This is a genomic window from Clavibacter davisi, from assembly GCF_052751415.1.
Genome location: NZ_CP199882.1, coordinates 2,412,202 through 2,437,821 on the forward strand (window position 1 = coordinate 2,412,202; position 25,620 = coordinate 2,437,821).

17 protein-coding genes are annotated in these 25,620 nt (G+C 76.4%); 4 read left to right on the forward strand and 13 right to left on the reverse strand.

The features are described from left to right. Positions 1-22: 22 nt before the first annotated feature. From ACU4ZT_RS11415 to ACU4ZT_RS11440, 6 genes are all read right to left on the reverse strand, one after another. Positions 23-1,795 carry a proline--tRNA ligase gene (locus ACU4ZT_RS11415; protein WP_445337201.1) on the reverse strand — a complete coding sequence of 591 codons (1,773 nt, stop codon included), beginning with the start codon at positions 1,793-1,795 and terminating at the stop codon, positions 23-25. Between the two features lie 61 nt (positions 1,796-1,856). Continuing rightward, complete coding sequence (locus ACU4ZT_RS11420; RefSeq protein WP_445337202.1) at positions 1,857-2,870, reverse strand: NAD-dependent epimerase/dehydratase family protein; 1,014 nt, start codon at positions 2,868-2,870, stop codon at positions 1,857-1,859. Beyond that, positions 2,867-5,539 carry an alpha/beta fold hydrolase gene (locus ACU4ZT_RS11425; RefSeq protein WP_445337203.1) on the reverse strand — a complete coding sequence of 891 codons (2,673 nt, stop codon included), beginning with the start codon at positions 5,537-5,539 and terminating at the stop codon, positions 2,867-2,869. The genes ACU4ZT_RS11420 and ACU4ZT_RS11425 overlap by 4 nt, the downstream gene beginning before the upstream one ends. A gap of 7 nt (positions 5,540-5,546) precedes the next feature. Further along, entirely contained in the window at positions 5,547-6,578 is a 1,032-nt protein-coding gene (locus tag ACU4ZT_RS11430; RefSeq protein ID WP_445337204.1) for a 3-oxoacyl-ACP synthase III, read from the reverse strand. Between the two features lie 104 nt (positions 6,579-6,682). Further along, positions 6,683-7,828 carry a flavodoxin-dependent (E)-4-hydroxy-3-methylbut-2-enyl-diphosphate synthase gene (ispG, locus tag ACU4ZT_RS11435; RefSeq protein ID WP_172405931.1) on the reverse strand — a complete coding sequence of 382 codons (1,146 nt, stop codon included), beginning with the start codon at positions 7,826-7,828 and terminating at the stop codon, positions 6,683-6,685. 80 nt (positions 7,829-7,908) lie between these two features. After that, complete coding sequence (locus tag ACU4ZT_RS11440) at positions 7,909-9,363, reverse strand: M50 family metallopeptidase (protein ID WP_445337205.1); 1,455 nt, start codon at positions 9,361-9,363, stop codon at positions 7,909-7,911. Between the two features lie 151 nt (positions 9,364-9,514). Here ACU4ZT_RS11440 and ACU4ZT_RS11445 point away from each other — a divergent pair, with 151 nt between their 5' ends. Beyond that, positions 9,515-10,774: a serine/threonine-protein kinase gene (locus tag ACU4ZT_RS11445; RefSeq protein ID WP_445337206.1), complete on the forward strand. Its 1,260-nt coding sequence runs from the start codon at positions 9,515-9,517 to the stop codon at positions 10,772-10,774. Then, a complete protein-coding gene (locus ACU4ZT_RS11450) occupies positions 10,771-11,466 on the forward strand; it encodes a hypothetical protein (protein ID WP_445337207.1) in 696 nt (231 codons plus the stop codon). The genes ACU4ZT_RS11445 and ACU4ZT_RS11450 overlap by 4 nt, the downstream gene beginning before the upstream one ends. A gap of 210 nt (positions 11,467-11,676) precedes the next feature. Here ACU4ZT_RS11450 and ACU4ZT_RS11455 read toward each other — a convergent pair whose 3' ends face one another. From ACU4ZT_RS11455 to ACU4ZT_RS11465, 3 genes are all read right to left on the reverse strand, one after another. Next, the gene (locus ACU4ZT_RS11455) at positions 11,677-12,759 is read right to left on the reverse strand and encodes a 1-deoxy-D-xylulose-5-phosphate reductoisomerase (protein ID WP_445337208.1); all 1,083 of its coding nucleotides are present in this window, start codon (positions 12,757-12,759) and stop codon (positions 11,677-11,679) included. Between the two features lie 11 nt (positions 12,760-12,770). Continuing rightward, a complete protein-coding gene (locus ACU4ZT_RS11460; RefSeq protein ID WP_254654458.1) occupies positions 12,771-13,781 on the reverse strand; it encodes an FKBP-type peptidyl-prolyl cis-trans isomerase in 1,011 nt (336 codons plus the stop codon). A gap of 130 nt (positions 13,782-13,911) precedes the next feature. After that, positions 13,912-14,388, reverse strand: a complete 477-nt coding sequence (locus ACU4ZT_RS11465; protein ID WP_063070688.1) for an OsmC family protein — start codon at positions 14,386-14,388, stop codon at positions 13,912-13,914. A gap of 71 nt (positions 14,389-14,459) precedes the next feature. Here ACU4ZT_RS11465 and gabT point away from each other — a divergent pair, with 71 nt between their 5' ends. Together gabT and ACU4ZT_RS11475 are read left to right on the forward strand one after the other, a co-directional pair. Then, positions 14,460-15,875, forward strand: coding sequence for a 4-aminobutyrate--2-oxoglutarate transaminase (gene gabT, locus ACU4ZT_RS11470; RefSeq protein WP_270980986.1), 1,416 nt, complete (start codon positions 14,460-14,462; stop codon positions 15,873-15,875). Beyond that, complete coding sequence (locus ACU4ZT_RS11475; RefSeq protein WP_414749012.1) at positions 15,875-16,885, forward strand: asparaginase; 1,011 nt, start codon at positions 15,875-15,877, stop codon at positions 16,883-16,885. Before gabT ends, ACU4ZT_RS11475 begins: the two co-directional genes overlap by 1 nt. Here ACU4ZT_RS11475 and ACU4ZT_RS11480 read toward each other — a convergent pair. From ACU4ZT_RS11480 to ACU4ZT_RS11495, 4 genes are all read right to left on the reverse strand, one after another. Further along, a complete protein-coding gene (locus ACU4ZT_RS11480; protein WP_445337209.1) occupies positions 16,875-20,213 on the reverse strand; it encodes an FtsK/SpoIIIE domain-containing protein in 3,339 nt (1,112 codons plus the stop codon). The genes ACU4ZT_RS11475 and ACU4ZT_RS11480 overlap by 11 nt on opposite strands. Positions 20,214-20,318: 105 nt before the next feature. After that, entirely contained in the window at positions 20,319-22,916 is a 2,598-nt protein-coding gene (locus ACU4ZT_RS11485; protein WP_445337210.1) for a transglutaminaseTgpA domain-containing protein, read from the reverse strand. Further along, positions 22,913-24,496, reverse strand: coding sequence for a DUF58 domain-containing protein (locus ACU4ZT_RS11490; RefSeq protein ID WP_445337211.1), 1,584 nt, complete (start codon positions 24,494-24,496; stop codon positions 22,913-22,915). The genes ACU4ZT_RS11485 and ACU4ZT_RS11490 overlap by 4 nt, the downstream gene beginning before the upstream one ends. Continuing rightward, positions 24,493-25,539 carry an AAA family ATPase gene (locus tag ACU4ZT_RS11495; RefSeq protein ID WP_445337212.1) on the reverse strand — a complete coding sequence of 349 codons (1,047 nt, stop codon included), beginning with the start codon at positions 25,537-25,539 and terminating at the stop codon, positions 24,493-24,495. Before ACU4ZT_RS11495 ends, ACU4ZT_RS11490 begins: the two co-directional genes overlap by 4 nt. Between the last annotated feature and the right edge of the window lie 81 nt (positions 25,540-25,620).

A 25,620-nucleotide genomic window follows, 5' to 3' on the forward strand; every position in this document is an offset into this window, starting at 1 on the left:
CCGAGGGCGGAGCGGGAGCGGATCAGCGGTCGGCGGTGAGCGCGCCCACGACGTCCGCGAGCGCGACCGGGGTGCGCTCGTTCGTGCAGCGGTCCCAGAGCTCGGCCATGCCGTCGGCGGCGCCGCGGCCGACGATGACGATGGTGGGCACGCCGATGAGCTCGGCGTCGCCGAACTTCACGCCGGGCGAGACCTTGGGGCGGTCGTCGAAGAGCACGTCGAGGCCGGCGGCGTCGAGCGCGTCGACGAGCTCCTCGCTGGCCGTCCTGACCCCCTCGTCCTTGCCGGTCATGACCACGTGCACGTCGAACGGGCTGATGGACGCGGGCCAGAGGAGGCCCCGGCCGTCCTGCGTGGCCTCGGCGACGAGCGCCAGGTTCCGCGTGATGCCGATGCCGTACGAGCCCATGGTGACCGTGACGAGCTTGCCGTTCTCGTCGAGCACCTTGAGGCCGAGCGCCTCCGCGTACATGCGGCCGAGCTCGAAGACGTGGCCGATCTCCGTGCCGCGCGCGGTGCTGATGGGGCCGGATCCGTCGGGCGCGGGATCGCCGTCGCGCACGTCGGCCGCCTCCACGGCGCCGTCGGGCGTGAAGTCGCGGCCGGCGACGAGCGAGAGCACGTGCTTCCCGGCGACGTTGGCGCCCGTGATCCACGCGGTGCCGTCGACGACCCGGGGGTCGACGAGGTAGCGCACCTTCGTGGCCGACGTGGATCCGAGGACGGGGCCCTCGGGCGACCACGGGCCGATGTAGCCCTTCACGAGACCGGGCTGCTTGGCGAGGTCGCCCTCGGTGGCGGGCTCGACCTCGGCGGGGAAGAAGGCCACCTCGGCGCGCTTGAGGTCGACGTCGCGGTCGCCGGGGATCCCGACGACGACGAGCTCGCGCGTGCCGTCGAGGTGCGTGAGCGCGAGGACGATGTTCTTCAGCGTGTCGGCGGCGGTCCAGGCGCGGCCGTCCTCGCGGGGCTCCCGCGCGTTCGCGAGGTCGACGAGGGTGGCGATGGTGGGGGTGTCGGGCGAGTCGAAGACGCGCGCGGCGGGCTGGCCCTCGATGGGGATCGACTCGGGCACCAGCGTCGTGAAGGCCTCGACGTTGGCCGCGTAGCCGCCGGGCGACCGCACGAAGGTGTCCTCGCCGATGGGCGTGGGGTGCAGGAACTCCTCGCTCTTGGACCCGCCCATGGCGCCCGCGTCGGCGGCGACGATGACGTACTCGAGGCCGAGGCGCTGGAAGATCCGCTCGTAGGCGTCGCGCTGCGCCTGGTAGCTCACGGCGAGCCCGGCATCGGTGTGGTCGAACGAGTACGCGTCCTTCATCGTGAACTCGCGGCCGCGGAGGATGCCGGCGCGGGGGCGGGCCTCGTCGCGGTACTTGTCCTGGATCTGGTAGATCGACAGGGGCAGGTCCTTGTAGCTCGAGTAGAGGTCCTTCACCAGCAGCGCGAAGAACTCCTCGTGCGTGGGCGCGAGCACCATGGGCGCGCGCTTGCGGTCCTCGAGGCGGAACATCCCGGGGCCGTACTCGTCGTAGCGCCCGGTGGCCTGGTACGGCTCGGCGGGGAGCAGCGCGGGGAAGTGCACCTCCTGGGCGCCGATGCGCTCCATCTCCTCGCGGACGATGGCCTCGACCTTGTTCTTGACCCGGAGGCCGAGCGGCAGCCAGGCGAAGATGCCGGGGGCCTGGCGGCGGATGTAGCCGGCGCGCACGAGGAGGCGGTGGCTGGCCACCTCGGCGTCGACGGGGTCTTCCCGGAGGGTACGGACGAAGAGCTTCGAGAGGCGTGTGGACACCCGACACAGCCTAGCGATCCGGGCGCGTCGGTCGGGCGCCGCGGGCGGACGCCGGCGCCGGTCAGCGTCCGGTGGATCCGGCCGCGGCGTAGGAGAGGCGGAGGCGCTCGAAGCCCTCGTCGAGGGAGACGGCCGGGGTCCAGGCGAGCGCCCGGCGGGTCTCGCGCTGGTCGAACCAGTGCGCGGTGGAGAGTTGCTCGGCGAGGAAGCGGGTCATGGGCGGCTCGTCGGATCCGGGACGCACGGCCCAGACGCGCTCGACCGCTCCCCCGGCGGCGCGCGCGAGGGCGGCGGGCACGCGGATCCGGGGTGCCGGCACCCCCGCCGCCCGGCACATCCCGGCGATGAGCTCGGCGACCGGACGCGGCTCGCCGTTCGTGACCACGTACGCGCGGCCGTGCGCGGTGTCGGCGGCGGCGAGCGCGGCGACGATCGCGTCGGCGGCGTTGTCGCGGTACACGGAGTCGACGAGGGCGGCCCCGTGGCCGAGGAGCGGGAGGCGGCCACGGGCGGCCCGGTCGACGATGCGCGCGACGAGCTGGGTGTCGCCCGGGCCCCAGACGAGATGCGGGCGGACGGCGAGGACGCGCATCGCCTGGTCGTCCTCGGCCAGGGCGATGAGCTCGCCCTCGGCCTTGGTGCGGGCGTAGTCCCCGCGGGCGCGCACGGGATCCGCGGGCCCGGCGCCGTCGCCCGTGATGGAGAGGCCCGTGTGCGCGACCGACGGCGAGGAGACGTGCACGAACCGCGCGACCCCGGCGGCGCGGGCCGCCCGGAGGAGGCCGCGGGTGCCCTCGACGTTGACGGCGCGGAAGTGGGTCGGATCCCCGGCGAGCGAGACCTTGGCCGCGAGGTGGACGACGGCGTCGACGCCCGCGACCGCGCGCGCGACGGCCGCCGGATCCGTGACGCTGCCGCGGAGGTCGACGACGGATCCCGGCACCGGCTCCGTGCCGCTCGCCGCGAGGCCCGACGGCTGGCGCTGGAACGTGCGGACCGCGTGGCCCTCGGCGGCGAGCCGCTCGGCGACGGCACGGCCGAGCATGCCGCTCGCGCCCGTGACGAGGACGGTCACGGCGCGCTCACCCGGCCGCCCGAGAGGGTCCCGGCGGCCCAGCGCCCGAGGCGCGCGCGGTCGACCTTGGAGTTGTGGCGGACGTCCGTCGGCAGGACCGGGACGACGATCACCGCGGCCACGGGGACGCCGACCGCGGCGCGCACGGCGGCAGCGAGGTCCGGGTCCGCGAGGCCCACGCGCCGTGCGGCCGGCACGGTCTCCACCACGAGCACGAGCTGCTGCACGCCCGCGGGCCCGACGCCCACGGCGGCCGCGCGACCGACGCCGGCGGCGGACTCGGCGCGCTGCTCGGGGCCGACGGGCGTGAGCACGCCGTCGGCGGTCGTGATGACGTGCGGGAGGCGCCCCTCGATCCAGAGCGCGCCCATGGCGTCGAGGTGGCCCACGTCGCCGGTGCGGTGGCGGCGGATCCCGTCGGCCGAGTCGCGCCGCGCGGCCCGGTCGGTGACGTGCAGCCGGTCGTAGCGCTCGTGGACATGCGGGGCCTGCGCCACGATCTCGCCCGTGACGCCGGGCTCGGACGTGAGCGCGCCGGTGGCGGCGCCCGTGGCGTCGAGCGGGCTGATGCGGATGTCGACCGGGTCCACGGGCGTGCCCACGCAGACGCCGGCGTCGCCGCGGCGGGCGGCGTCGCGGATCCCCTCGAGCGTGATGTCGGTGAGCAGCAGGCCCTCCGTCATGCCGTACGGCGTGTGCACCTCCGCGGCCGGGACGAGCGCGGCGGCGCGCGTGAGCAGCGCCTCCGAGAGCGGGGCGCCCGCCGAGAGCAGGGACCGGACCCGGCCGAGGGCGGCGCGGTCGTCGGCGGTGAGCGCGTCCGCCGTGGCGACGACGTTGGCGAGCGCGGCGGGCGAGGCGAAGACGACCGTGGCTTCCGCGGCGCGGGCCGCGGCGGCCAACGCGGACGCGGTGAGGTCGCGCGGCCGGGTCACGTCCATGTCGGGCGTGACGCTCGTGGCGCCGAGCGCGGGGCCGAGCAGCGCGAACGGCGCGAAGCCCGCGACCAGGCCGGTGCCGACGCCCACGTCGAAGCGTCCGCCGAGCGTGTCCCGCAGGGACGCGAGCTGGCGGTGCGTGTAGACGACGCCCTTGGCCGGGCCCGTGGATCCGGAGGTGAAGAGGATCGCGGCGTCGTGGTCGGCCGCGGGCTCGGGCGGGAGCACCTGCGCCCGGCCGTCGCGGGCGATCTCCGGCAGGCTCGCGGCGACGCCGAGCGCGCGGGCGACGGGCGGCGCGAGCGTGGTGACCGAGATCCGCTCCCCCGGCCAGCCGAGGGCGCGCGCGAGGGCGAGGCCCGCGGGGATGCCGACGACCATGTCCGGGCGGGATCCCGCGACCGCGCGGCCGAGGCCCTTCACGCCGAGGCCCGCGTCGGCGACCACCACGATGGCGCCGATGCGGAGGCACGCGTAGAGGAGGGCGGTGAGGTCGGCGCCGGGCGGCACGAGGAGCGAGACGCGGTCGCCGGCGCGGAGGCCGCGCGCGTGCAGACCGGCCGCGATCTCGCGCACCCGGTGGGAGAGCAGCCGCCAGGAGACGGTGCGCGGACCGGTGCCGCCGCGTGGCGCCATCTCCACGAGCACGGGGTCGTCGCTGTCGCGCAGCTCCTCGAGCAGCGCGCCGAGCGGGCGGACGGGCGCGGGCGTGCGGGGCGCGGGCGCGGGCGCGGCGGGAGCCGTCCCCGGGGCGACCCGGTCGGCCAGCCAGTCGAGCGCGGCGGAGGCGTAGTCGTGGTCCTCCGCGATCAGGTGGCCGGCGCCCTCCACGCGGTGCACGTCGGCGTGCGGCAGGCGCTCGAGGAGGTCGGAGAGGTAGACGTCGCTGAAGATGGGGTCGCGCGGGCCCCACACGAACAGGGCCGGGAGGTCGAGGTCGCGCAGCCCCTCCGCGATGGCGGTGAGCGTCGCGTGGCTCGGGTGCGCGGGCCCGACGGGGATGTCGGCGACGAAGCCGCGGATCCCGGCGCGGCGGTCCGCGCCCCGGTACGGTGCGGCGAACGCCCGGCGCACGGCCGGGTCGAGCGGCGGGTGCGCGAGCGCGAGCGTGGTGGCGAGGAAGCCCGGTGTGCCGCGCGTAGCCGCGTCGTGGATCCCCGTGGCGAGCGCCAGCCGCAGCGGCCACGGGATCGGGACGCCCTCTTCCTGGTGCACGGCCGTGTTGAGCGCCATGACCCCGGCGAGCACGTCGCGGTTGCGGAGCGCCCAGCCGAGGCTGACGACGCCGCCCCAGTCGTGACCGAGCGTGACCACGGGGCCGGTCGCGCCGGATCCGGAGAGCCCCAGCTCGTCGGTCAGCGCCTGCAGGTCGTCGAGCCGCGTCGGCAGCGTGCGCGCGACGCCCGTGCGCTCGGAGAAGCCCATGTCGAGCTGGTCGACGGCGACGACGCGCCACGCCGGTGCCGACGGATCCCGCTCCGCGCGCGCGAGCGACTCCGCCGCGATGCGCCGCCAGAGGTACGACCAGGTCGGGTTGCCGTGCACGCAGAGGACGGTGCCGGCGACCGGCGCGCCCGTCGCCGCGAGCCGCGCCCCCGTGTCGAGCAGGTGCCAGCCGTGGCCGCCCGCCTCCACGACGCGCGACCAGGAGGGGTCGAGGCCCGGCAGCGGCTGCCCGTCGTCGCCGGGCACAGGGACGGTCGCCGCGTCGCCGCGGGCCTCGCGCGTCACGGCGCCGCTACCAGAGGATCTCGGTCATGGCCGTGTTGAGGCCGGAGCCCACACCCATGCAGAGCACGCGGTCGCCGCGGCTGAGGCTGTCGGCCTGGTCGGCGAGCGTGATCGGGATGCTCGCGGGACCGACGTTGCCGTACCGCGGGTACGTGAGCGGCACGCGCGACCTGTCGAGCTTCGCGGCCTTGACGATCGCGTTCGTGTGCACGTCGGAGACCTGGTGGAGGATGTATCGGTCCATGTCCGACCACTGCCAGTCGTCCCCGGCCGCCTCCTTCCACGCGTCGACGACGAGCTCCATGCCGCCGCGGAGGAGCTCCTTCGTGTCGGTGAACATGCCGTCGACGTCGCCGATGCAGAGCTCGTGGTGCTGGGTGGCGGCGCGCGTGACGCCGCCGAGGATCCGGTGCCCCTCGGGGTGGTCGCTCGTCCGCCCGAGGACTGCCGCCGCCGCGCCCGCGCCCAGCGTGAGGCTCGGGAACTCGCTGAGGAAGTCGGCGCGCGTCGTCTCGGGACGGAGCAGGCGGGCGACCGTGTTGTGGCGGATCTCGCCGGCGTCCTCGCCGTCGACGATCATCGCGTAGTCGATCTGGCCGGAGTCGATGAGGTGCCCGGCGAGCGTCATGGCGTTGACGAACCCGAGGCACGCGTTGGCGATGTCGAAGTTGAGCGCCGACGACGGCAGGCCGAGCCCGTGGTGGATGCCGACCGCGACGCTCGGCTCGAGGTGCGCGCGCGTGACGGACGTGTTGATGAGGAGCCCGATCTGCGACGGCTCGACGCCCGCCTGCGCGAGCGCCTTGCGCCCGGCCTGGGTGGCGGCCGCGTCGAACGACATGGACGCGTCCCAGTTGCGGCGCTCGAGCACTCCGGCGACGCGCTGCAGCAGGCCGGTGGGGAGGCGGAGCCGGGAGAGCACGGGCTTCAGGCGCTCGTCGATCTCGACCGAGGTGACCGTGTGCGGGGCGAGGACGCTGGCGAGCCCCAGCAGGGAGGTGTTCCGATGCCGGAAAGTGGCGTTACCGTTCAACAGCATCCTCAGTTCGTGGGCGGTCCGCCGGGCGGACGACTAGCAGAGCCTACGCGCAGGCGGCGCGCGCGGACGCGCCGCCGCCTCGCGGGCGGAAGGGGCGGGTGGGACTAGACGAGGATCTCGGGGCTGCCGATGGATCCGGCGGGCATCTCCGCGGCGAGGCGGTTCGCCTCCTCGATGAGGGTCTGCACGATCTCCGCCTCGGGGACGGTCTTGATGACCTCGCCCTTGACGAAGATCTGCCCGCGTCCGTTGCCGGACGCGACGCCGAGCTCGGCCTCGCGGGCCTCGCCGGGACCGTTGACGACGCAGCCCATGACCGCGACGCGCAGCGGCACGTTGACGTGCTTGAGGCCCTCGGTGACCTGCTCGGCGAGCGAGTACACGTCGACCTGCGCGCGGCCGCAGCTCGGGCAGGAGACGATCTCGAGCTTGCGCTCGCGGAGGTTGAGCGACTGCAGGATCTGCAGGCCCACCTTCACCTCCTCGGCCGGGGGCGCGGAGAGGGAGACGCGGATGGTGTCGCCGATGCCCTCGGACAGCAGGATGCCGAACGCGGTCGCGCTCTTGATCGTGCCCTGGAAGGCGGGGCCGGCCTCGGTGACGCCGAGGTGGAGCGGCCAGTCGCCGCGCTCGGCGAGGAGCCGGTAGGCCTTGACCATGATGACCGGGTCGTTGTGCTTGACCGAGATCTTGAAGTCGTGGAAGTCGTGCTCCTCGAAGAGGCTCGCCTCCCAGACGGCGGACTCGACGAGCGCCTCGGGCGTGGCCTTGCCGTACTTCTGCAGCAGGCTCGGGTGCAGGGATCCGGCGTTGACGCCGATGCGGATGGACGTGCCCGCGGCCTTGGCGGCCTTCGCGATGGCGCCGACCTGGTCGTCGAACTTGCGGATGTTGCCGGGGTTCACGCGCACGGCGCCGACGCCGGCGTCGATGGCCGTGAAGACGTAGCGCGGCTGGAAGTGGATGTCCGCGATGATCGGGATCTGGCTCTTCTTCGCGAGGATGTGCAGCACGTCCGCGTCGTCCTGGTGTGGCACGGCGACGCGCACGATGTCGCACCCGGTGGCCGTGAGCTCGGCGATCTGCTGGAGCGTGGCGTTGATGTTGGTCGTCTGCGTGGTCGTCATCGACTGGACGCTGACCTGGGCGTTCCCGCCCACCTTCACCTTGCCGACGCTGATCTGACGGGTCTTGCGACGGGGCGCGAGGACCTCAGGGACCTTCGGCATTCCGAGATTGACTGCTGGCACGGGGAAGAGCCTACGTCCGATTCCTGCACGTGGAGTGCGGCGGGGGCGCGCGCGGCCGGGGACGCCGTCCGACGCGCGGCTCAGGTCAGGCGTACGGGGTTCACCAGGTCGGCGAAGATCAGCAGCGCGCTCATGGCGCCGAACAGGATCACGACCACGAAGGTCAGCGGCATGAGCTTCGCGACGTCGACCGGTCCCGGGTCGCGCCGGCCGAACGCCTTGGCGAGGAACCGGCGCACGCCCTCGACGACGGCGCCGAGCACGTGACCCCCGTCGAGCGGCAGGAGCGGCAGGAGGTTGATCATGCCGAGCGCCACGTTGAGCGAGGCGACCAGGCCGATCATGGCGGAGGCGCGCGAGGCGACGGGCGTCTCGTCGAGGCTCGCGATCTCACCGGCCACGCGTCCGACGCCGACGACGCTCATCGGCCCGTTGGGGTCGCGCTCCCCGCCGCCGAACGCCGCGCGGCCCACGTCGACGAGGCGCTGCGGGAGGTTGAGGATGAGGTTGCCGACGGCCGCCATGTTCTCGCCCGTGGTGGTGAAGGCGGCCGACAGCGGCTGCCGCTGCACTGCCTGCGTGGGCGTGAAGCCGATGAGGCCCACCTGCTGCGTGACCGGCTTCCCCTGCTCGTCGACCTCGGGCGCGCCGCGGGATCCGGGGACGGCCTGCTCGGAGAGGACGGGCGTGATGGCGAGGGTCTGCTGCGCACCGCCCCGGTCGACGACGACGTCGAGCTCGCGGCCGGCGGAGGCGCGGACGGTGGTCGTGACCTGGTCCCACGCGGTGACGGGCGTGCCGTCGATGCTGACGATGGTGTCGCCCGGCTGGAGGCCGGCGGCCGCACCGGGAGCGGCGGGGGCGCCGGCGGGGCAGGTGGCGGGATCGGCCGAGGCGGCGGATCCGGCGGGGACGATGCACGCGTTGACCTGGCCGACCGTGGTGGTGGGCTGGGTGACGCCGAAGCCGCACAGCACCACGGCGAAGAGCACCAGCGCGAGGAGGAAGTTCATCGCCGGGCCGCCCAGCATGATGACCATGCGCTTCGGCACGGGCAGCTTGTAGAAGGCCCGGTCCTCCTCGTCGCCCACGCTCTCGGCGCTGGCCTGGCGCGCGTCCTGCACGAGGAGGTCGAAGAAGCCGCGGCCCGCGCGGTCGTCGGCGGGCGGGGATCCGCCGTCGGCACCGGGCTCCGCCTGGCCGTCCCGGCGGGAGTCGGAGCCGACGAGCTGCGCGATCCCCGTGCTGCTCGTGCCGGCGCGCGAGCTCTGCGGCGGGAACATGCCGATCATGGAGATGTAGCCGCCGAGCGGGATGGCCTTGACGCCGTACTCGGTCTCGCCCTTGCGGCGGCTGAAGATCGTGGGGCCGAAGCCGATCATGTACTGCGTGACGCGGACGCCGAAGAGCTTGGCGGGCAGCAGGTGCCCGACCTCGTGGAGGCCGATGGACACGGCGACGCCGACCACGATGATGAGCACCCCGAGGATGTATAGGAAGACGCCGTCCATGGTGGGAGAGGCTACCTCCCGCATCCTGGGCGGACGCCCGCGGCGATGCGGATCCACGGGGTCGCGTCCGACGGACGCCGCGCGGGGCGCTCCCCCACAGCCCGGGTCGGCGCGGCAGGCTCTCTCACGGGAGCCCCCGGCTAGTCTGGGGGCCCGCGCGACGAGAGGTGGCCCCATGCCCGGAGAACGGACCGACGGCCTCGCCGGAGCCCTGCTCGGCGGTCGCTACCGCATCAGCGGCCTGCTCGGCCGCGGCGGCATGGCCACCGTGCACCGCGCCGTCGACGAGACGCTCGGCCGCGAGGTCGCCGTCAAGGTCTTCGCCACCGACTCCGCCGACCCGAACGAGGTCGAGCGGCAGGAGGGCGAGGTGCGGATGCTCGCGGGCCTCAGCCACCCCGGCCTCGTGACGCTCTTCGACGTGGGCGACGACGTGGTCGGCGACCGCGCGCTCGCGTTCATCGTGATGGAGATCGTCGACGGCACCACGCTCGCCGACCGCATGAAGGAGGGGCCGCTGCCCGGCCCCGAGGTCGCGCGCATCGGCGGGATCCTCGCCGACGCCCTGGGCTACATCCACCGCCGCGGGGTCGTGCACCGGGACGTGAAGCCCGCCAACGTGCTGCTCGCCCGACCCGAGGCCCCCGACGAGCCGGCCGCCGCCAAGCTCACCGACTTCGGCATCGCGCGCCTCGTGGACGGCACGCGCCTCACCTCCACCGGGTCCATCGTCGGCACCGTCAGCTACCTGAGCCCCGAGCAGGCGCTCGGCCAGGAGGTGGGTGCCGCGACGGACGTCTACGCGCTCGGCCTGGTGCTCCTCGAGTGCCTCACCGGCCGCCGCACCTTCCCGGGGACGGCCGCCGAGTCGACCATGGCGCGCGTCGTGCGCGACCCGGAGATCCCCGCGCGGCTCGGGCCGTCGTGGGTCGACCTCATCGGCCGCATGACCCGGCGCGATCCGGCCACCCGGCCCACCGCGCGCGAGGTCGCGGCGGAGCTGCGGACCGGACGGGCGCCCGCGTCCGCCGTGGACGACCCGACCGCGACGTCGACGCGGGTGATGCCCGGCGCCGCGGCCGCCGCGGCCGGCCTCGGTGCCGGCGCGACGCAGGCGGGCGCCGATGCGCGCACGGAGCGGTTCGGGGCGTCCGCGGATGCGGACGCGCGCACCGAGCGGTTCGCTCCCCCGCCCGCCGACCGCGTCGACCCGACCGGGACCGGCCTCCGGGCAGCCGACCGCGACCCCGCGAAGCGCCGCGGCACACGGGCCATCAGCATCGCGGTCGTCTCGGTGCTCATCGCGGCGGCCGCCGTGGTCGGCGTGGTCACCATCACGTCGTTCCAGGACCGCGACACCTCGTACCCGTCCGTCCCCGGCCCCCTCGGCGCCAGCCTCGAGGAGCTGCAGAAGAGCGTGGAGGACGCCCCGTGATCCGCACATCCGCCCGACCCGAGGGCACCTGCCCCGAGGGCATCCGTCCCGAGGTCACCCGCGCCCCGGCATCCGCCCGCACCCGGCGGCGTCGCGCCGCGGTGGGACTCGCCACCGTGACGACCGCCGTCCTCCTCCTCGCGGGCTGCGCCGGATCGTCGACCCCCGAGGGCCGCGCGCTCGACGACCTCCAGCAGCGCACCCTCGCGGTCACGCAGTCGTCCGCGGACGGCGACTACGCGAAGGCGCTCGCCCAGCTCGAGGAGCTGCGCGCGGCCGTCGAGGCGGACCTCGCGGCCGGGACCGTCGACCAGGCACGGCACGACGAGGTCGTCGCCCGCATCGACGCCGTGCGCGCCCAGCTCGTGGCCGCGCAGGAGGCGGCGAAGTCGACGCCGACGCCGACGCCGTCTTCGAGCCCGTCGCCCTCGCCGTCCGCGACGCCCCCGCTCGCTCCGAGCCCGTCGCCCACGCCCAGCCCGACCGCCACGACCCCGCCCGCGCCGTCGCCCAGCCCCTCGCCGGGCGGCGGGAACGGCGGCGGCAACGGCGGCGGGAACGGTGGATCCGGCAACGGCGGCGGGTCCGGCAACGGCGGGTCCGGCACCGGGAACGGCACCGGGAACGGCGGCTCGAACACCGGCAGCGGCGGCACTGGCGGCGGCGGCAACGGCGGCTCGAACGACGGCTGAGCCGTAGCGGTCGGCGGGTGAGCCGCGGCGGTCGACGACTCAGCCGCGGAGGCCGACCGCCGACCCACGCAGCCCCGCCCCGCGGCGGCACGTCCCAGGCGCCGCGGCGTCACCAGTGACGGCGGGCATCGGACCTGCGCAGGGCGGACGACGTGCCGTCCGGGGAGGTCAGCGGACGCGGGGCGGCCGGCTCGACGGCGAAGCGCCCGGTCAGACCCCCAGCACGCGGTCGGCCTCGGCGCGCGCCCAGCGCTCGGCCTCGGCGAGCGACTCGCGCGTGAGCGCGTCGGACGCCGGCTCGTGGGCGTCGACGACGCGGCGGATGGTGTCGACGATGTCGAGGAAGCCCGCGCGACCGGCGTGGAACGCGTGGACGGCCTGCTCGTTGGCCGCGTTGTAGACCGCGGGGTACGTGGATCCGGCCCGGCCGACCTCCTTCGCGAGGGGCACGGCGGGGAACGCCTCGTCGTCGAGGGGCTCGAAGGTCCAGGTGGCGGCGCGGGTCCAGTCGATGGGGACGCCCACGTCGGTCATGCGGTGCGGCCAGTTGAGGCCCAGCGCGATGGGGAGCCGCATGTCGGGCGGGGAGGCCTGCGCGAGCGTGGAGCCGTCGATGAACTCGACCATGGAGTGCACGAGCGACTGCGGGTGCACCACCACGTCAATGCGGTCGTAGGGCACGTCGAACAGGAGATGCGCCTCGATGACCTCGAGGCCCTTGTTGACGAGGGTCGAGGAGTTGGTGGTGATGACGAGGCCCATGTCCCAGGTGGGGTGCGCGAGGGCCTCGCGCGGGGTGACATCCGCGAGCTCCGCGCGCGTGCGGCCGCGGAACGGGCCGCCCGACGCGGTGACGACGAGACGCCGCACCTCCTCGGCCGTGCCGCCGCGCAGCGCCTGGGCGATGGCGGAGTGCTCGCTGTCGACGGGGACGAGCTGGCCCGGCCGGGCGATGGACCGCACCAGCTCGCCGCCGACGATGAGCGACTCCTTGTTGGCGAGCGCGAGCGTGCGGCCCTCCTCCAGCGCGGCGAGCGTCGGGCCGAGCCCCACGGATCCGGTGATGCCGTTCAGCACCACGTCGGCGTCGACCGACCGGATGAGCTGCTCGGCCTCGTCCGCTCCGAGCGCCGTGTGCTCGACGCCCGCGACGCGCGCCTGCTCCGCGAGCGCCTCGCGCTTGCTGCCGGCGCCGAGCCCGACCACCTCGAAGAGCTCCGGGTGGCGCGCGACGACCTCGAGGGCCTGCACGCCGATCGAGCCCGTGGATCCGAGGATGATGACGCGGCGCACGACGACGACCCCTACTGGCCCGCGGGGGCGGCCTGCGTGCCGAGGATGTCGACGACGAACACGATGGTGTCGGTGCCGCCGATGTCGTCGCCCTGGCCCTTGTCGCCGTAGCCGTCGGCCGGCGGGATGATCGCGATGACCTGCGAGCCCACCTTCTGGCCGACCAGCGCCTTGGTGAAGCCGGGGATGACGCCGCTCGTCTGGAACGAGACGGGCTTGCCGCCCTTGTCCCAGCTGGAGTCGAAGACCTTCTTGGTGGTCCAGTTGATGCCCGTGTACTGCACCGTGACGTTCGCGCCGTCGGTGACCGTCTCGCCCGTGCCCACCTTCAGGTTCGCGATCTTCGTCTCCGTCGGCGGCGCGGCGTCGGGGATCGTGATGGTGGGGGCGCCGTCGTCGCCGAGCACGACCGTGGGGAAGCCCTCGGGCGCGGGCTGGTCGGCGCCGTCGGCGCGCGTCGGGACCTGGCTCAGGACGTCGACCACGATGACGATCGGGTCGTCGGCGCCGAGGCCCAGCTGCGAGGCCTGCTCGGCGGCGAAGCCGTCGGCGGCCGGGACCACGGCGACGATGCGGGATCCGACCTTGGTGCACTCGACCGCACGGACCACGCCGGGGACGAGGGCGCTGTCGTCGAGGTTCGCGGGCAGCGGCGCGTCGCCGTTGTACGCGAGCTGCGGGAGCGCGGCTCCCGTCGTGCCGTTGTAGCCGGCGAGCGCGATGTTCGCGGTGGAGCCGGCGCCGACCTCGGCGCCGTCGCCCTGCGTGACGACCGTGCGCTCGGTCGTGTCGACCTTGAGCGGCCCGTCGACCGTGACCTCGGGGGCGGACCCGAAGTCGCCCGACACCTTCACGGACTTCGACGCGTCGCCCGACTGCGTGTCGATGCACGAGGCGCCGGCCGTGCGCGCGCCCGCCGTGGGGCTGGCGGACGGATCGGCCGAGGGCGCGCCGCTGCCGGAGCAGGCGGACAGGGCCAGGACGGCGGCCGCGGCCAGGGTGAGGGGGATGCGTCGCTTCACGGGAGTCGCTTTCATCGGCGCGCCGGACGCGCCAGGTTTGTGGGAGGGACGCGGACAGTCTGCCCGATGCGGCCGGGCGGCGCCTGACAGGGACGACAGGCGAGCACCGGGATCCGACGGGTCAGACGGGTCAGACGGGTGCGACCACCGTGCGCGGCTCGTGATGCACGGGGAAGGCGACGCTCGCCGCGATGAAGCAGCGCTCCGATGCGCCCCGGTGCAGGGAGGTCGCCAGCTCGACCTGGGCGGGGTCCCGCACGGTGACGACGGGCCGCAGCGTGACCTCGACGAAGTGGCCGCCCCCGTCCGCGGTCTGGCGCATCGTGCCCGTGGGCTCGTCCGTGTACCCGACGACGACGACCCCGGCCGCGGTGGCCGCCTGCAGGTAGCTGAGCAGGTGGCACTGCGCGAGCGCGGAGAGGAGGGCGTCCTCGGGGTTCCAGCGGGCGGCGTCGCCGCGGAACGGACGGTCGGCGGATCCCAGGAGGTCGGGCTTGCCGTCGATGCGCACCACGTGGTCGCGGCCGTAGGAGCGGGGGTCGGACGTGCCGGATCCGCGGTCGCCCGTCCACTCGAGGGACAGGGCGTAGCGGTGCTCGAAGTGCATGCGATCACGCTACCGGCCCGGCTGCGGGGCCTCTCGGATCCGGGCTCCCGCGCGGGTAGGCTCGCCGGATCATGACAGACACCCTGGACTCCGCCCTCGTCGGCACTCCTGCCGGCTCCGCCTCCGACTCCCCCGCCGCGACCGCGGCTGCCGCCCGTCCGCAGGTGCCGCAGGAGCGACGCATCGTGACGGAGATCCCGGGACCGCTCTCCCGCGAGCTGCACGAGCGCCGGAAGCGCGTCGTGCCGCCGGGCGTCTCGTCGCTGCTGCCCGTGTACGTCGCGCGTGCGCACGGCGCGATCGTCGAGGACGTGGACGGCAACCGCTTCATCGACCTGGGCGCCGGCATCGGCGTGACCACCGTCGGCCACACGCGCCAGGAGGTCGTGGACGCCGCGACCGCGCAGCTCGGCGACGTGATCCACACCCTCTTCACCGTGACCCCGTACGAGGAGTACGTGCGCGTGGCGGAGCTGCTCGCGGAGCACACGCCCGGCACGCACGAGAAGCGCACCGTGCTCGTGAACTCGGGCGCGGAGGCCGTGGAGAACGGCGTGAAGATCGCCCGCAAGCACACGGGCCGCCGCGCCGTCGCGGTGCTCGACCACGGCTACCACGGCCGCACGAACCTCACGATGGCCATGAACTACAAGGCCGCGCCCTATGGCACGGGCTTCGGGCCCTTCGCCGGCGACGTCTACCACGCGCCGAGCTCGTACCCGTATCACGACGGGCTCTCCGGCGCCGAGGCGGCGGCCCGCACGATCTCGTACCTCGAGAAGCGCATCGGCGCGAGCGACCTCGCGTGCGTCGTGGCCGAGCCCATCCAGGGCGAGGGCGGGTTCATGGTGCCGGCCGACGGCTTCCTCCCCGCGCTGCAGGAGTGGTGCACGGCGAACGGCGTGGTCTTCATCGCCGACGAGATCCAGTCGGGGCTCGCGCGCACCGGCCGCTTCTTCGCGAGCGAGCACCTCGGCCTCGTGCCGGACCTCGTGCTGACGGCCAAGGGCATCGCGGGCGGCCTGCCGCTCGCGGGCGTGACCGGCCGCGCCGAGATCATGGACTCCGCTCTCCCCGGCGGGCTCGGCGGCACGTTCGGCGGCAACCCCGTCGCGGCAGCGGCCGCCGTGGCCGTGTTCGAGGCGATCGAGGCGCACGGTCTGCTCGCCGAGGCGACGCGCATCGGCGAGCACCTGCACCGCGCGCTCACGGCGCTGCAGGCGGAGCACGACATCATCGGCGACGTGCGCGGCATCGGCGCGATGATCGCGATCGAGCTCGTGCAGCCGGGCACCGGATCCACCACCAAGGAGCCGAACGCCGAGGCCGTCGCGGCCATCGCGGCGCACTGCCACGCGCACGGCGTGATCATCCTCACCGCCGGCACGTACGGGAACGTGCTGCGCTTCCTGCCGAGCCTCGCCATCTCCGAGGAGCTTCTCGACGACGCGCTCGCCGTGCTGGCCGACGCGTTCCGGGCGCTCTGATGGGGACGACCGTCGAGACGATCCCCGTGCAGGGCGCCGTGGAGCTCGCGGTGCTCGACCGCAGCGGCTTCGTGGAGTCGCGCCATGTGGGCGCGGCCGTGGTGCTGTCGGGCGAGGGCGACGTGCTGCGCGAGGTCGGGGACGTGTCGACGCCCGTCTTCCCGCGCTCGAGCATGAAGCCGTTCCAAGCCCTCGCGGTGCTCGCGAGCGGCGCGGAGCTGACCGAGGGGGAGCACGTGCTCGCCACGGCGAGCCACGCGGCGACCGCACGGCACGTGGAGGTGGTGCGCGGGATCCTCGCCAAGGCCGGGCTCGACGAGTCCGCCCTCCGCTGCCCCGCGGACTGGCCGCTCGACCGGGCCGCGCGCGACGAGCTCGTGCGCGCCGGGATCCCCGCCTCCCCCGTCTACATGAACTGCTCCGGCAAGCACGCCGCGATGCTGCTCGCGTGCACCACCAACGGCTGGTCCACCGACGACTACCTGCACCCGGACCACCCCCTGCAGGTGCGGATCCGCGACGTGGTCGAGCGATTCACGGGCGAGCGCATCGCGACGACGGGGATCGACGGCTGCGGCGCTCCCGTGCACGCGATGTCGCTCACGGCGCTCGCGCGCGGGATCCACCGCATCGCGACCTCCGCCGCGGGCTCCCCGTTCGCGCTGTACCGCCACGCGGCGGCCCTCACGGCGGCCGTCCGCGCGCAGGGCTGGGCCATCGATGGCCCGGGCCGCGCGAACACCGTGGTCATCGAGCAGCTGGGGCTGTTCGCGAAGGGCGGGGCCGAGGGCATCATGATCATGACCGCCCCCGACGGCACGACCGTCGCCTCGAAGACGCTCGACGGCAGCCTGCGGGCGTCGACCATCGTGGCGCTGGAGCTGCTCGCCGAGGCGGGTGCGATCACCCGGGACGACGTGGAGCGCGTGCGCCCCGACCTCGACCTCGTGGTGCTCGGCGGCGGCGTGCCCGTCGGCGCGATCCGGGTCTCGCCGACGCTCATCGGCTGAGCGCCGGGTCGGCGGCAGCGGCAGCGGGCGCGGGCTCGGGCTCCCGCGGCCCGACGGTCTCGGGCGCGCGCAGCCAGGATCGGCGCTCGACGGCGCCGTCCGGCGCGACCCGCCACACCCGCCCCGGGACGGGCGCGAGCGGCGGCGGCACCTGGCGGATGCGCAGGAGCGTGCGGACGTCCCGCGGCGCGCACCCCTCGAGCACGACGCTGCCCGCCCGGCGGATCTCCGCGAGCAGGGCGCCGCGGACGAGCCAGGCGTCGGGATCGCCGACGACGACATGCGGCATGCCGTCGCGATCGCGCGCGCCGGGGGCCACATGACCCGGATCCGGCGACCAGCCGAGCGGCAGGTCGAGCACCTCCACGGCCTCGTGGCCCTCCGCGCGGAGACGCGCCGCCGCCTCGGCGGGAGCCGACGCGACGAGCGCGTGCACCGGACCGTCCTCGAGCACCAGGGGCGGGGCCGGGTCCGCGAGTGCGGGTGCGAGTGTGGGTGCGGGTGCGGGGAGCGCGTGAGCATCCGGGCCGGCTCCCGCCGCCCGGTCCGCGGGCGGCAGCGCCACCTGGATCCGCGCCCCGCGCCACTCCCCCGCGCCCGGCCCGGCGGCCGGGTCGAACAGCGACGGCTCCCCGCCGGCGAGCACGTGCTCCTGGCGCGTCGGCAGCGCCAGGAGCACGGGCGGACCCGCCGCGGCGCCGACGGCCTGCAGCGCGCCGCCCGGCCGCCTCGCCGATGCCGCGAGCGCGACGCCCGCGTGGGGCCCCTCGCGGACCAGCGCGGCGAGCAGCTCGAGGAGGGCCGCCTGATGGTCGGGGTCGAGGCGGGAGACGGCCACGTCGAGGTCGTCGGCGAGCACGACCAGCGGTGCGGGCCGCGGGCCCGGCCTCCGGATGCGGGCCACAACGGCCGTGAGGGCGTCCCAGCAGCCCTCCGGATCGGCGGGCACCCGGCTGACCCGCACGCCCGCGGCGGCCGCGGAGGCGGCGAGCGCCCCCAGGCACGAGCTGCGCCCGGATCCCGGACCGCCGAGCACGAGGAGGTGCCCGTCCGTCGCGGGACGCCAGAGCGCGGCCGCGCGGCGCTGCTCGGCGGGCAGGTCCACGAGCGCGAACGGCAGGGCCACGTCGTGACCGTCGCCGTCCGGGGACGGGCCTGCGGACGGGGACGCGCGGAGGGGCGGGAGACCCGCGAGCCCGGCGAGCGGGACGACGGCGGGGAGCGGGTCCAGCCACGGACGACGGACCGGCCGCCGGGGCACGCGCTCGGATGCGATGCGCGCGAGGTCGTCGGCCGTGGTGACGGCGACCTGGAAGGGGCGCGCGGATCCGCCGTGCGCGCCCAGCAGGCAGCGGCCTGCCGGGGCGGCGGGCAGGTGCGCGGCGTCGGGGGTGCCGAGGAGCGCCCGGCTGTCGGCCTCGTTGTTGACGCGCAGCGACAGCCGGAGGTCGCAGTTGGCGAGGACGGCGTCGCGGACCACGCCGGCCGGCCGCTGCGTGCACAGGACGAGGTGCATGCCGAGCGACCGCCCGCGGGACGCGATGTCGGCGACCACCTCGTGCAGGCCGTCCTGGTCGGCGAGGAGCGCGGCCAGCTCGTCCACGACGATGACGAGCCGGGGGAGGATGCCGGCGGCGCGCGGGTCGTCGAGGTCGCGGGCACCCGCCTCGCGCAGGGTGCGCTCGCGGTGGCGGATCTCCGCCCGGAGGCTCTCGAGGGCGCGGCGCGCGCCGCGGCCGTCGAGGTCGGTGACGAGCCCGACCGCGTGCGGGAGGACGAGGAGCGGATCGAAGGCGGCGCCGCCCTTGAAGTCGACGAGGAGGACCGTGACGTCCTCGGGCGGATGCGCGGCCGCGAGGGCCGCCATCCAGGTGACGAGGAGCTCGCTCTTGCCGCTGCCCGTCGTGCCCGCGACGACGGCGTGCGGCCCGTCCGCCACGAGGTCGACGACGACGGGACCGTCATGCCCCGCGCCGATGGCCGCCGGGAGCCCTCCCGGACGGAGGGTCGATCGCGGATGCCCGCCCGCGGCACCGGCGCTCGTCGCGACCTCGGCGAGCGGGACGCGCGCGGGCAGGGGCGTCCGTGCCGCAGCGAGGCCGCGGCGGCGCGCGAGGGCCGCGAGCTCGTCGGCGAAGCGCGCGGCCTCCGAGAGGGAGACGAGCTCGGGCCGGACGACGCCGGCGCGGGCGGCGGATGCGGCGTGCGGCTCGCCCTCCCCGAGCGCCCCGGGCGCCTCCCGCGGCGCTCGGACGGCGGGCACGGGCGGGCCGGCGGGCACGGGCGGGCCGGCGGGCGGCGGCGTCTCGGATGGGGCGCCCCCGACGGGATCCACCGCGAGGAGGTGCGCCGAGCCGGGTCCGTGCAGGTCGAGCACCGTGCGGCACGCCGCCGGCAGCGACTCCACGCGCGACGCGGACGCGAGCACGACGGGACGACCGCGGACGAGCAGGTGCACGGCGACGACGTCCTCGTCGGGATCCCGGCGCACGGGCGCGTCGCCGACTCGGGGGCCGTCGGCGGCGCGGGGACCGTCGGCGGTGTGGGGAAGGCGGTCGAGCCACGCCCACTCCGCGCCCGGCGGCCGCGCGTCGATGCGCAGGTCGTCCGGGGAGAGGGCGTGCACGAGCTGCACGACGGCGCCGCGCAGCACGGGGGCGACGAGGGCGGCGGGACCGCGGAGGCCGAGCCCGCCCGCGGACGACGCGAGCACGGGGGCGTCGGGGATCCAGCGGACGTGCTCCGCCCAGAGCGGCGGATCCGCGGGACCCGTCCGCGCGCCCGTCAGGGTGCACGGACGGGTGCCCCGGCGGCGGCGGCGGGCCGCGAGGCCATCGGCGGCGCGCCCGGGCCGACGAGGAGACAGGGGCGCGGGCAGCACGGCGTCCGCCTCTCCGCGCCAGACGAGGCCGCTCGGCACGGCGCCGCATCCCACGACGAGCGGCGGCGTGGGGCCGTCGGCGCCCGGGGCCGCCCGCCACAGCAGGGCGGGGTTCGCCCGCCCGTCGAGGATGTCGCGGGCGGACGGCGCCCGGGAGAGGAGCGCCCGGCGCGCGGCGGAGAGGCGCGTCTCGACCTCCTCGCGCAGCCGCAGGAGGGCGACCTCGCGATCCCGGGCGGCCCGTCGCCGAGCGCGGCGCGCGGCGACGCGCTGGTCGGCCACGCCCGCGACGGCGACCACCGGGCCGAGCGCGGCGAACAGCAGGGCGTAGGGCGACCGGGTGATGGCCCACACCGCGACGCTGACGACGAGGGGGGCCGCCACGCCGAGCACGGGGAACGGGGGCGGCGGGGCGGGCGGCGGCGAGGGCGGCGGGGCGATGTCCACGCGGCCAGGGCACCACGGCGGAGCGACGCCGACGGACGCGGCGGCCGACGCCGTGGAGGGAAGCGCCGCCGCGCGGCTGGGGAGGGCGCGCCGGACGGGTGCCGGTCAGCTCTCCGGGCGCGCCCCTCCCGCACCGCGCGGCCCGCGACGCCCGCGCAGCCCCTGCAGCCCACGAGTCCCGCCCCGCCCGGCCCGCCCGATCCGCAGCGACGCCGTCGACGCGAGCGCCCGCAGCCGCTGCCGCCGCGTGCGCCCCGCGTCCATGCGCGCGGCCAGCTCGTCCGCACGGCGCCACGCGGCATCGGCGAGCGGATCCAGCACCTCGCCGGGCGCGAAGACGGACTCGTCCGCGACCTCCGCGAGCCCGCGGGCGCCGCCGACGCCGGCCAGGCCCGCGATCTCGCGGCGCGTCGCCGGCACGCGCGGCACCAGTCCACGGTCGACCGCGCCGTCGCGGAACTCGTCCCAGGCGCCCGCCACCCGGTCGCGCGCGGCCGGCGCGCGCCGCCGACGCCGTCGACGCCCGGCCTTGGCGCCCACGACCGCGAGGAACGGCGAGGCGGCGAGCCCCAGCGCGAGGAGCGACCAGCCCGCGACCCGTACGACGGCGAGCAGGGCCCGGAGCGTCGGATCCGCCTCGGGCCGGTCGTCGCGGCTCGCGTCGGGCGGGGTGCGGTCGTCGGGCTCGGCCTGCTCCTCGACGGGCGGGGGCAGGACGGTCTGCGGGCGGGCGACCTCGGTGGGCTCGTCGGGCAGGGCGTCGGGCACGTCGCGGACGGGCGGGTTCGGGTCCACCGCGACCCAGCCGGAGGATGCCGTGTCGACCTCGATCCAGGCCGTGACGTCTGATCCGGTCACCGCGACGGGCCCGCCCGCCGCGTCCCGCACGGCCGCCTCGCCGGGCGCGAAGCCCATGACGACGCGCACCGGGAAGCCGAGGTCGTCGGCGAGGAGCGCCGCCGCGACCGCGTACTGCTCCGCGTCCCCGAGCATCGGCCGCGCGGTGAGGAGGTCGGCGATGCGCTCCGCGGAGTGGCCCGAGCGGCTGAAGGGCGCGTCGCCCAGGCCGTGGCTCACGTAGCCGTCGGCGCGGAGGGCGGAGATCGCGGCGACGAGCTGCGCGCCCTGCGACGCGGACGTGCCGAGCCCGGCGTCCGCGCCGCCCGCGGTGCCGCCGTCGCGTGCGGCCGTGGAGACGTCGACGCGCGCGGCCACGGCATCCGGGACGCCCGTCGGCCTAGGCGCCACGGCGTCGCCCGGCCGCTCGTCGGCGAGCGCCTCGAGCGGCGGGGTCGCGGGGACGACCGCCTCGATGCGATACGCGTCGCCCTCCGCGAGCCCGCCGACGACGGCGCCCGTCGCGATCGCGTCGTCGTAGTAGAAGGAGTCGGCGAGGCGGCCGGAGCCGGGGCCGTCGAAGCCGATGCGCTCCAGGCGGCCCGCACCCGGCAGCCAGACGCCGCGGTAGGAGCCGATGACGACGTCGAGCGCGATGTCGTCGCCCGTCGCGCCCCGCTGGTCGAGCCGGTACGGCACGCGCGCGAAGGTCCCGGACGCCCGGCCGGTGCGGGACGCCTCCCCGCCGCGCGCGCCGCCGACCCCGTAGACGACGCCGTCGTACGTGTCGAGCGCGGCCAGCCGGATCCGCCCGCCCGCGGGCAGGCCGGACACCGTGAGCAGGGTCGCGTCGACCGCGGGCTCCTTCCAGTAGGTGCGGAAGGACGAGAGCGGGCTGATCTGGTCGCGCGGGTCGAAGGGCTGCTCGACGGCGGAGCGGAGGCCCGTGCGCGCGACCTCGGGCGGCAGGGCGTGCGCGGCGGCGACGCCCGCGACGAGCGCGACGCCGAGCACGGCGACGGCGGATGCGCCGGCGCGTGCGCCCGAGCGGCGGCGGTCTGCGGCCGACTCGAGGGGCACGCCGGATCCGCGTCCCAGGCGCTGCACCGCGCGGTGCCGACGGCGCCAGCGGCAGCGGGCGATCCAGAGCAGGGCCGTCGCGAGCCAGGCCAGCGCGACGGGGACGAGGAGGCCCGAGGCGTCGGGCGCGTCCGGGCCCTGGCTGCGGTCGGGGCCGAGGGCGGCGCCCACGACGAGGACGACGAGCGACGGGATCACCGCGAGCTCGGGCCGGCGGGAGCGCAGCGCGACGGTGGGGCCGATGACGGCGGCGAGCAGCAGGAGCGCGAAGGCGGGCACGAGGAGCGCCTGGTAGTCGCCGACCGGCAGCGCGATCGTCAGGAGCCGCACGATCCCGAGGGACGCGCCCTCCACGAGGTCCGCGAGCCCGCCGAGCGTGGGACGCCAGCCGTCGACGGCGCGCGTGGGCACCGCGAGCGGGACGCCGAGGAGGAGGAACAGCGCCACGACGATCCCCGCGACCACCGCGCTCCCCCAGCGCCGGCGCGCGCCCGCGACCGCGACGGCCGCGCCGACGGCGATCGTGATCGCGGCCATGCGCGGGAACGACGCGTCCTGGTGCACGGGCCAGAAGGCCGCCGCGCCGAGGCCGGCGAGGAGGGCGAGCGCGAGCACGGGGACGAGGGTGCGGCCGGGGTCGCGGGAGCCGGCGGGGACGCGGGGGCGGCGGGATCCGGCGGCGGGCCCGGCGGCGCCGGCGCGCGCTCCGGGTGCGCGTCCTGCCTGGACGGCGGAGGCGGCGGGCCCGGCCCGCCCGCCCGCGTCGCCGAGCTCGGCCCCGCTCACGACCCGCTCCGCTGCAGGGCGCCGCGCAGGTCGTCGAGGTAGCCGACGGTGAGCACCGTGAGGTCGCCGAGGCGCCGGAGGCGGGGCTCGGCCTCGGGATCGCACACGACGGCGACCACCTGCACGCCGGGCGGGAACCCCACGGCGGCGTGCCGGATCGACGCGGAGGACGCACCGGTGCCGCAGACGAGGAAGACGACGGAGACGCCCGCGACCTCGTCGGCCGCGGCGCGCGCGACCTCGACGAGGGACGCGGCGCGGTCGGTCGCGCGGATCTCCGCGAGGTCGTCGAGGAGGCGCGTCGGCGTGACGGTCGCGAGGCGGAGGAGGCGCGGCGGGCGGGATCGGGCCGCTCCCGGGCGTGCGACGCCGCGGAGGGCCCCGGCCGGCGTCGAGACGGCGGGAGCGTGATCCGCCCGCCCGCGCCCGGCCCCGCGGTCCGCGCTCGCGACCACCGACACCGAGCGGGCATCGACGATGGCGCGTGCGCCGAGCGATCCGACGACGCTCACGGCCAGCTCGAACTCCGCGTCGGCGGTGGATCCGGCGAGCGCGCCGTCCGCGCGCCCCGCCGCCGCGGTGGTCCCGCCCGCGGCCCCGGCGGCGACGGGATCCGAGCCGGTGCCCGCAGCCGCGCCCCCCGCAGCCGCCGCGGCGGCCTCCCCGTCCGGATCCCCGGCCCCGTAGTCCCCCGCGTGCAGCGACAGCGCGACCATGATGTGGCTCCGCCGGGTCTCCTCGAACCGCCGCACCATGTGCACGCCGGTCTTCGCGGTCGACCGCCAGTGGATGTGCCGCATCTCGTCGCCCGGCACGTACTCGCGCAGCGACTGGAACGACACGTCGCTGTCGGCGAGGTCGCGCGTCGCCCGGCCCTCGAGGTCGCGCACGAAGCCCGTGCTGGTGCTCGGCAGGGCCAGCGTGCGCGGGTGCACGAGGAGGCGGGTCGCGCGGGCCTCGGTGGACTCGCGGCGGACGAGCCCGAGCGGGTCGCCGCGGACGATGCGCGCGGGACCGAGGGCGATCACGCCGCGGCGCGTCGTGGGCACGACGAACACGTCCTCGTGCACCTGGCCGTGACCGAGGGAGGGCACGTGGATCTCGGCCAGCCCGGATCCCACGGGCACCTCGACCGTGAGCCCCACCGCCCGCCGGCGCAGCGGGTTCCGCACGGCGACCGTCGCGGGCGCGCGCTCCCCCGCGACGACGCGGTCGCGCGGGAGGCGGAGCGCGACCTCGACGCCCGCGGATCCGACGAGGTGCAGCCCCGCGAGCACCCCGAGCGCGACCGCCGTCCACGCGACCGCGACGAGCTCGCGCCAGCCGAGGGCGTACCCGGCGACGCCCGCGACGACGGCCGCGAGCGCGACGACGCGGCCGAGCGGCGTGACGACGCCGACGAGCCGCCGGATCGCGTCCCGCGGCGGCGCGGCGGCGGCCTGCGGATCGTCGCCCGCACCGGGAGCCGGGGCGGCAGGGGTCCCGGCGGCAGAGGCGCCCGCCGCAAGGGCGCCCGCCGCAGGGGCGCCGGCCGCAGGGGCCCCGGCCGCAGGGCGCCCGGCGTCGGCGACCGCGCTCATCCGGCGGGGCGCGCGCCCGCGGCGCCCGTGCCGACGCCGGCACCCGCGGCGCCGGCGTCGCCCGCGGACGGCGCCCCCGCGTGCCGGTCGCGCGGCGGCACGGTCTCGATGAGGATCTGCGACAGCACGCTCGTGGCGGTGACCCCGTCGAACTCGGCCTCGGGATCCAGCAGCAGGCGGTGCGCGAGCACGGGTTCGGCGAGCGCCTTCACGTCGTCGGGCACCACGTAGTGCCGGCCGTCCGCCGCGGCCCAGGTGCGGGAGGCGCGTAGGAGGGCGAGTGCCCCGCGCACGCTCGCGCCGAGCCGCACCTCGGGCGCCTGCCGCGTGGCGTCGACGAGGCGCACCACGTAGTCGGCGATCGCGGGATCCACGTGCACGGTGCCCGCGCGCTCCTGCAGCGCCCGCACCGAGGCGGCCGTGGCGACGGGCGCGAGCGTCACGTCGTGCGCGCTGACGGACGCGCCCTGCAGGATCCTGAGCATCGACTCGTGGTCGGGGTACCCGATGGAGGTGCGCAGCAGGAACCGGTCGAGCTGCGCCTCGGGCAGCGCGTAGGTGCCCGCCTGCTCGATCGGGTTCTGCGTCGCGATCACCAGGAACGGGTCGCCCACGTCGTGGGGCGCGCCGTCGACCGTGACACGGCCCTCCTCCATCACCTCGAGGAGCGCGGACTGGGTCTTCGGGCTCGCGCGGTTGATCTCGTCGGCCAGCACGATGCTCGCGAACAGGGGCCCGCGGTGGAACTCGAACCCGCCCGTGCGCTGGTCGTAGACGCTGACGCCCGTGATGTCGCCAGGGAGCAGGTCGGGCGTGAACTGCACGCGGCTGTGCGTGCCGTCGACCGTCTGCGCCATGGCGCGCGCGAGCGAGGTCTTGCCGGTGCCGGGCACGTCCTCGAGCAGGAGGTGCCCTCCCGTCACCATCGCGGTGAACGCGAGCCGCACCACGTGCGACTTCCCGAGCAGCACCTGCTCCACGTTGCGCACGAGCGCGGCGAACTCGTCCTGGAAGGCGCGGGCCTCGTCGGCGGTCATCGTCATGGGGGCGTGCCTCTCGGGTGCGGACGCGGGTGCGGGTGCGGGTCCGGGTCCGGGTGCGGACGCGGGTGCGGGTGCGGGTGC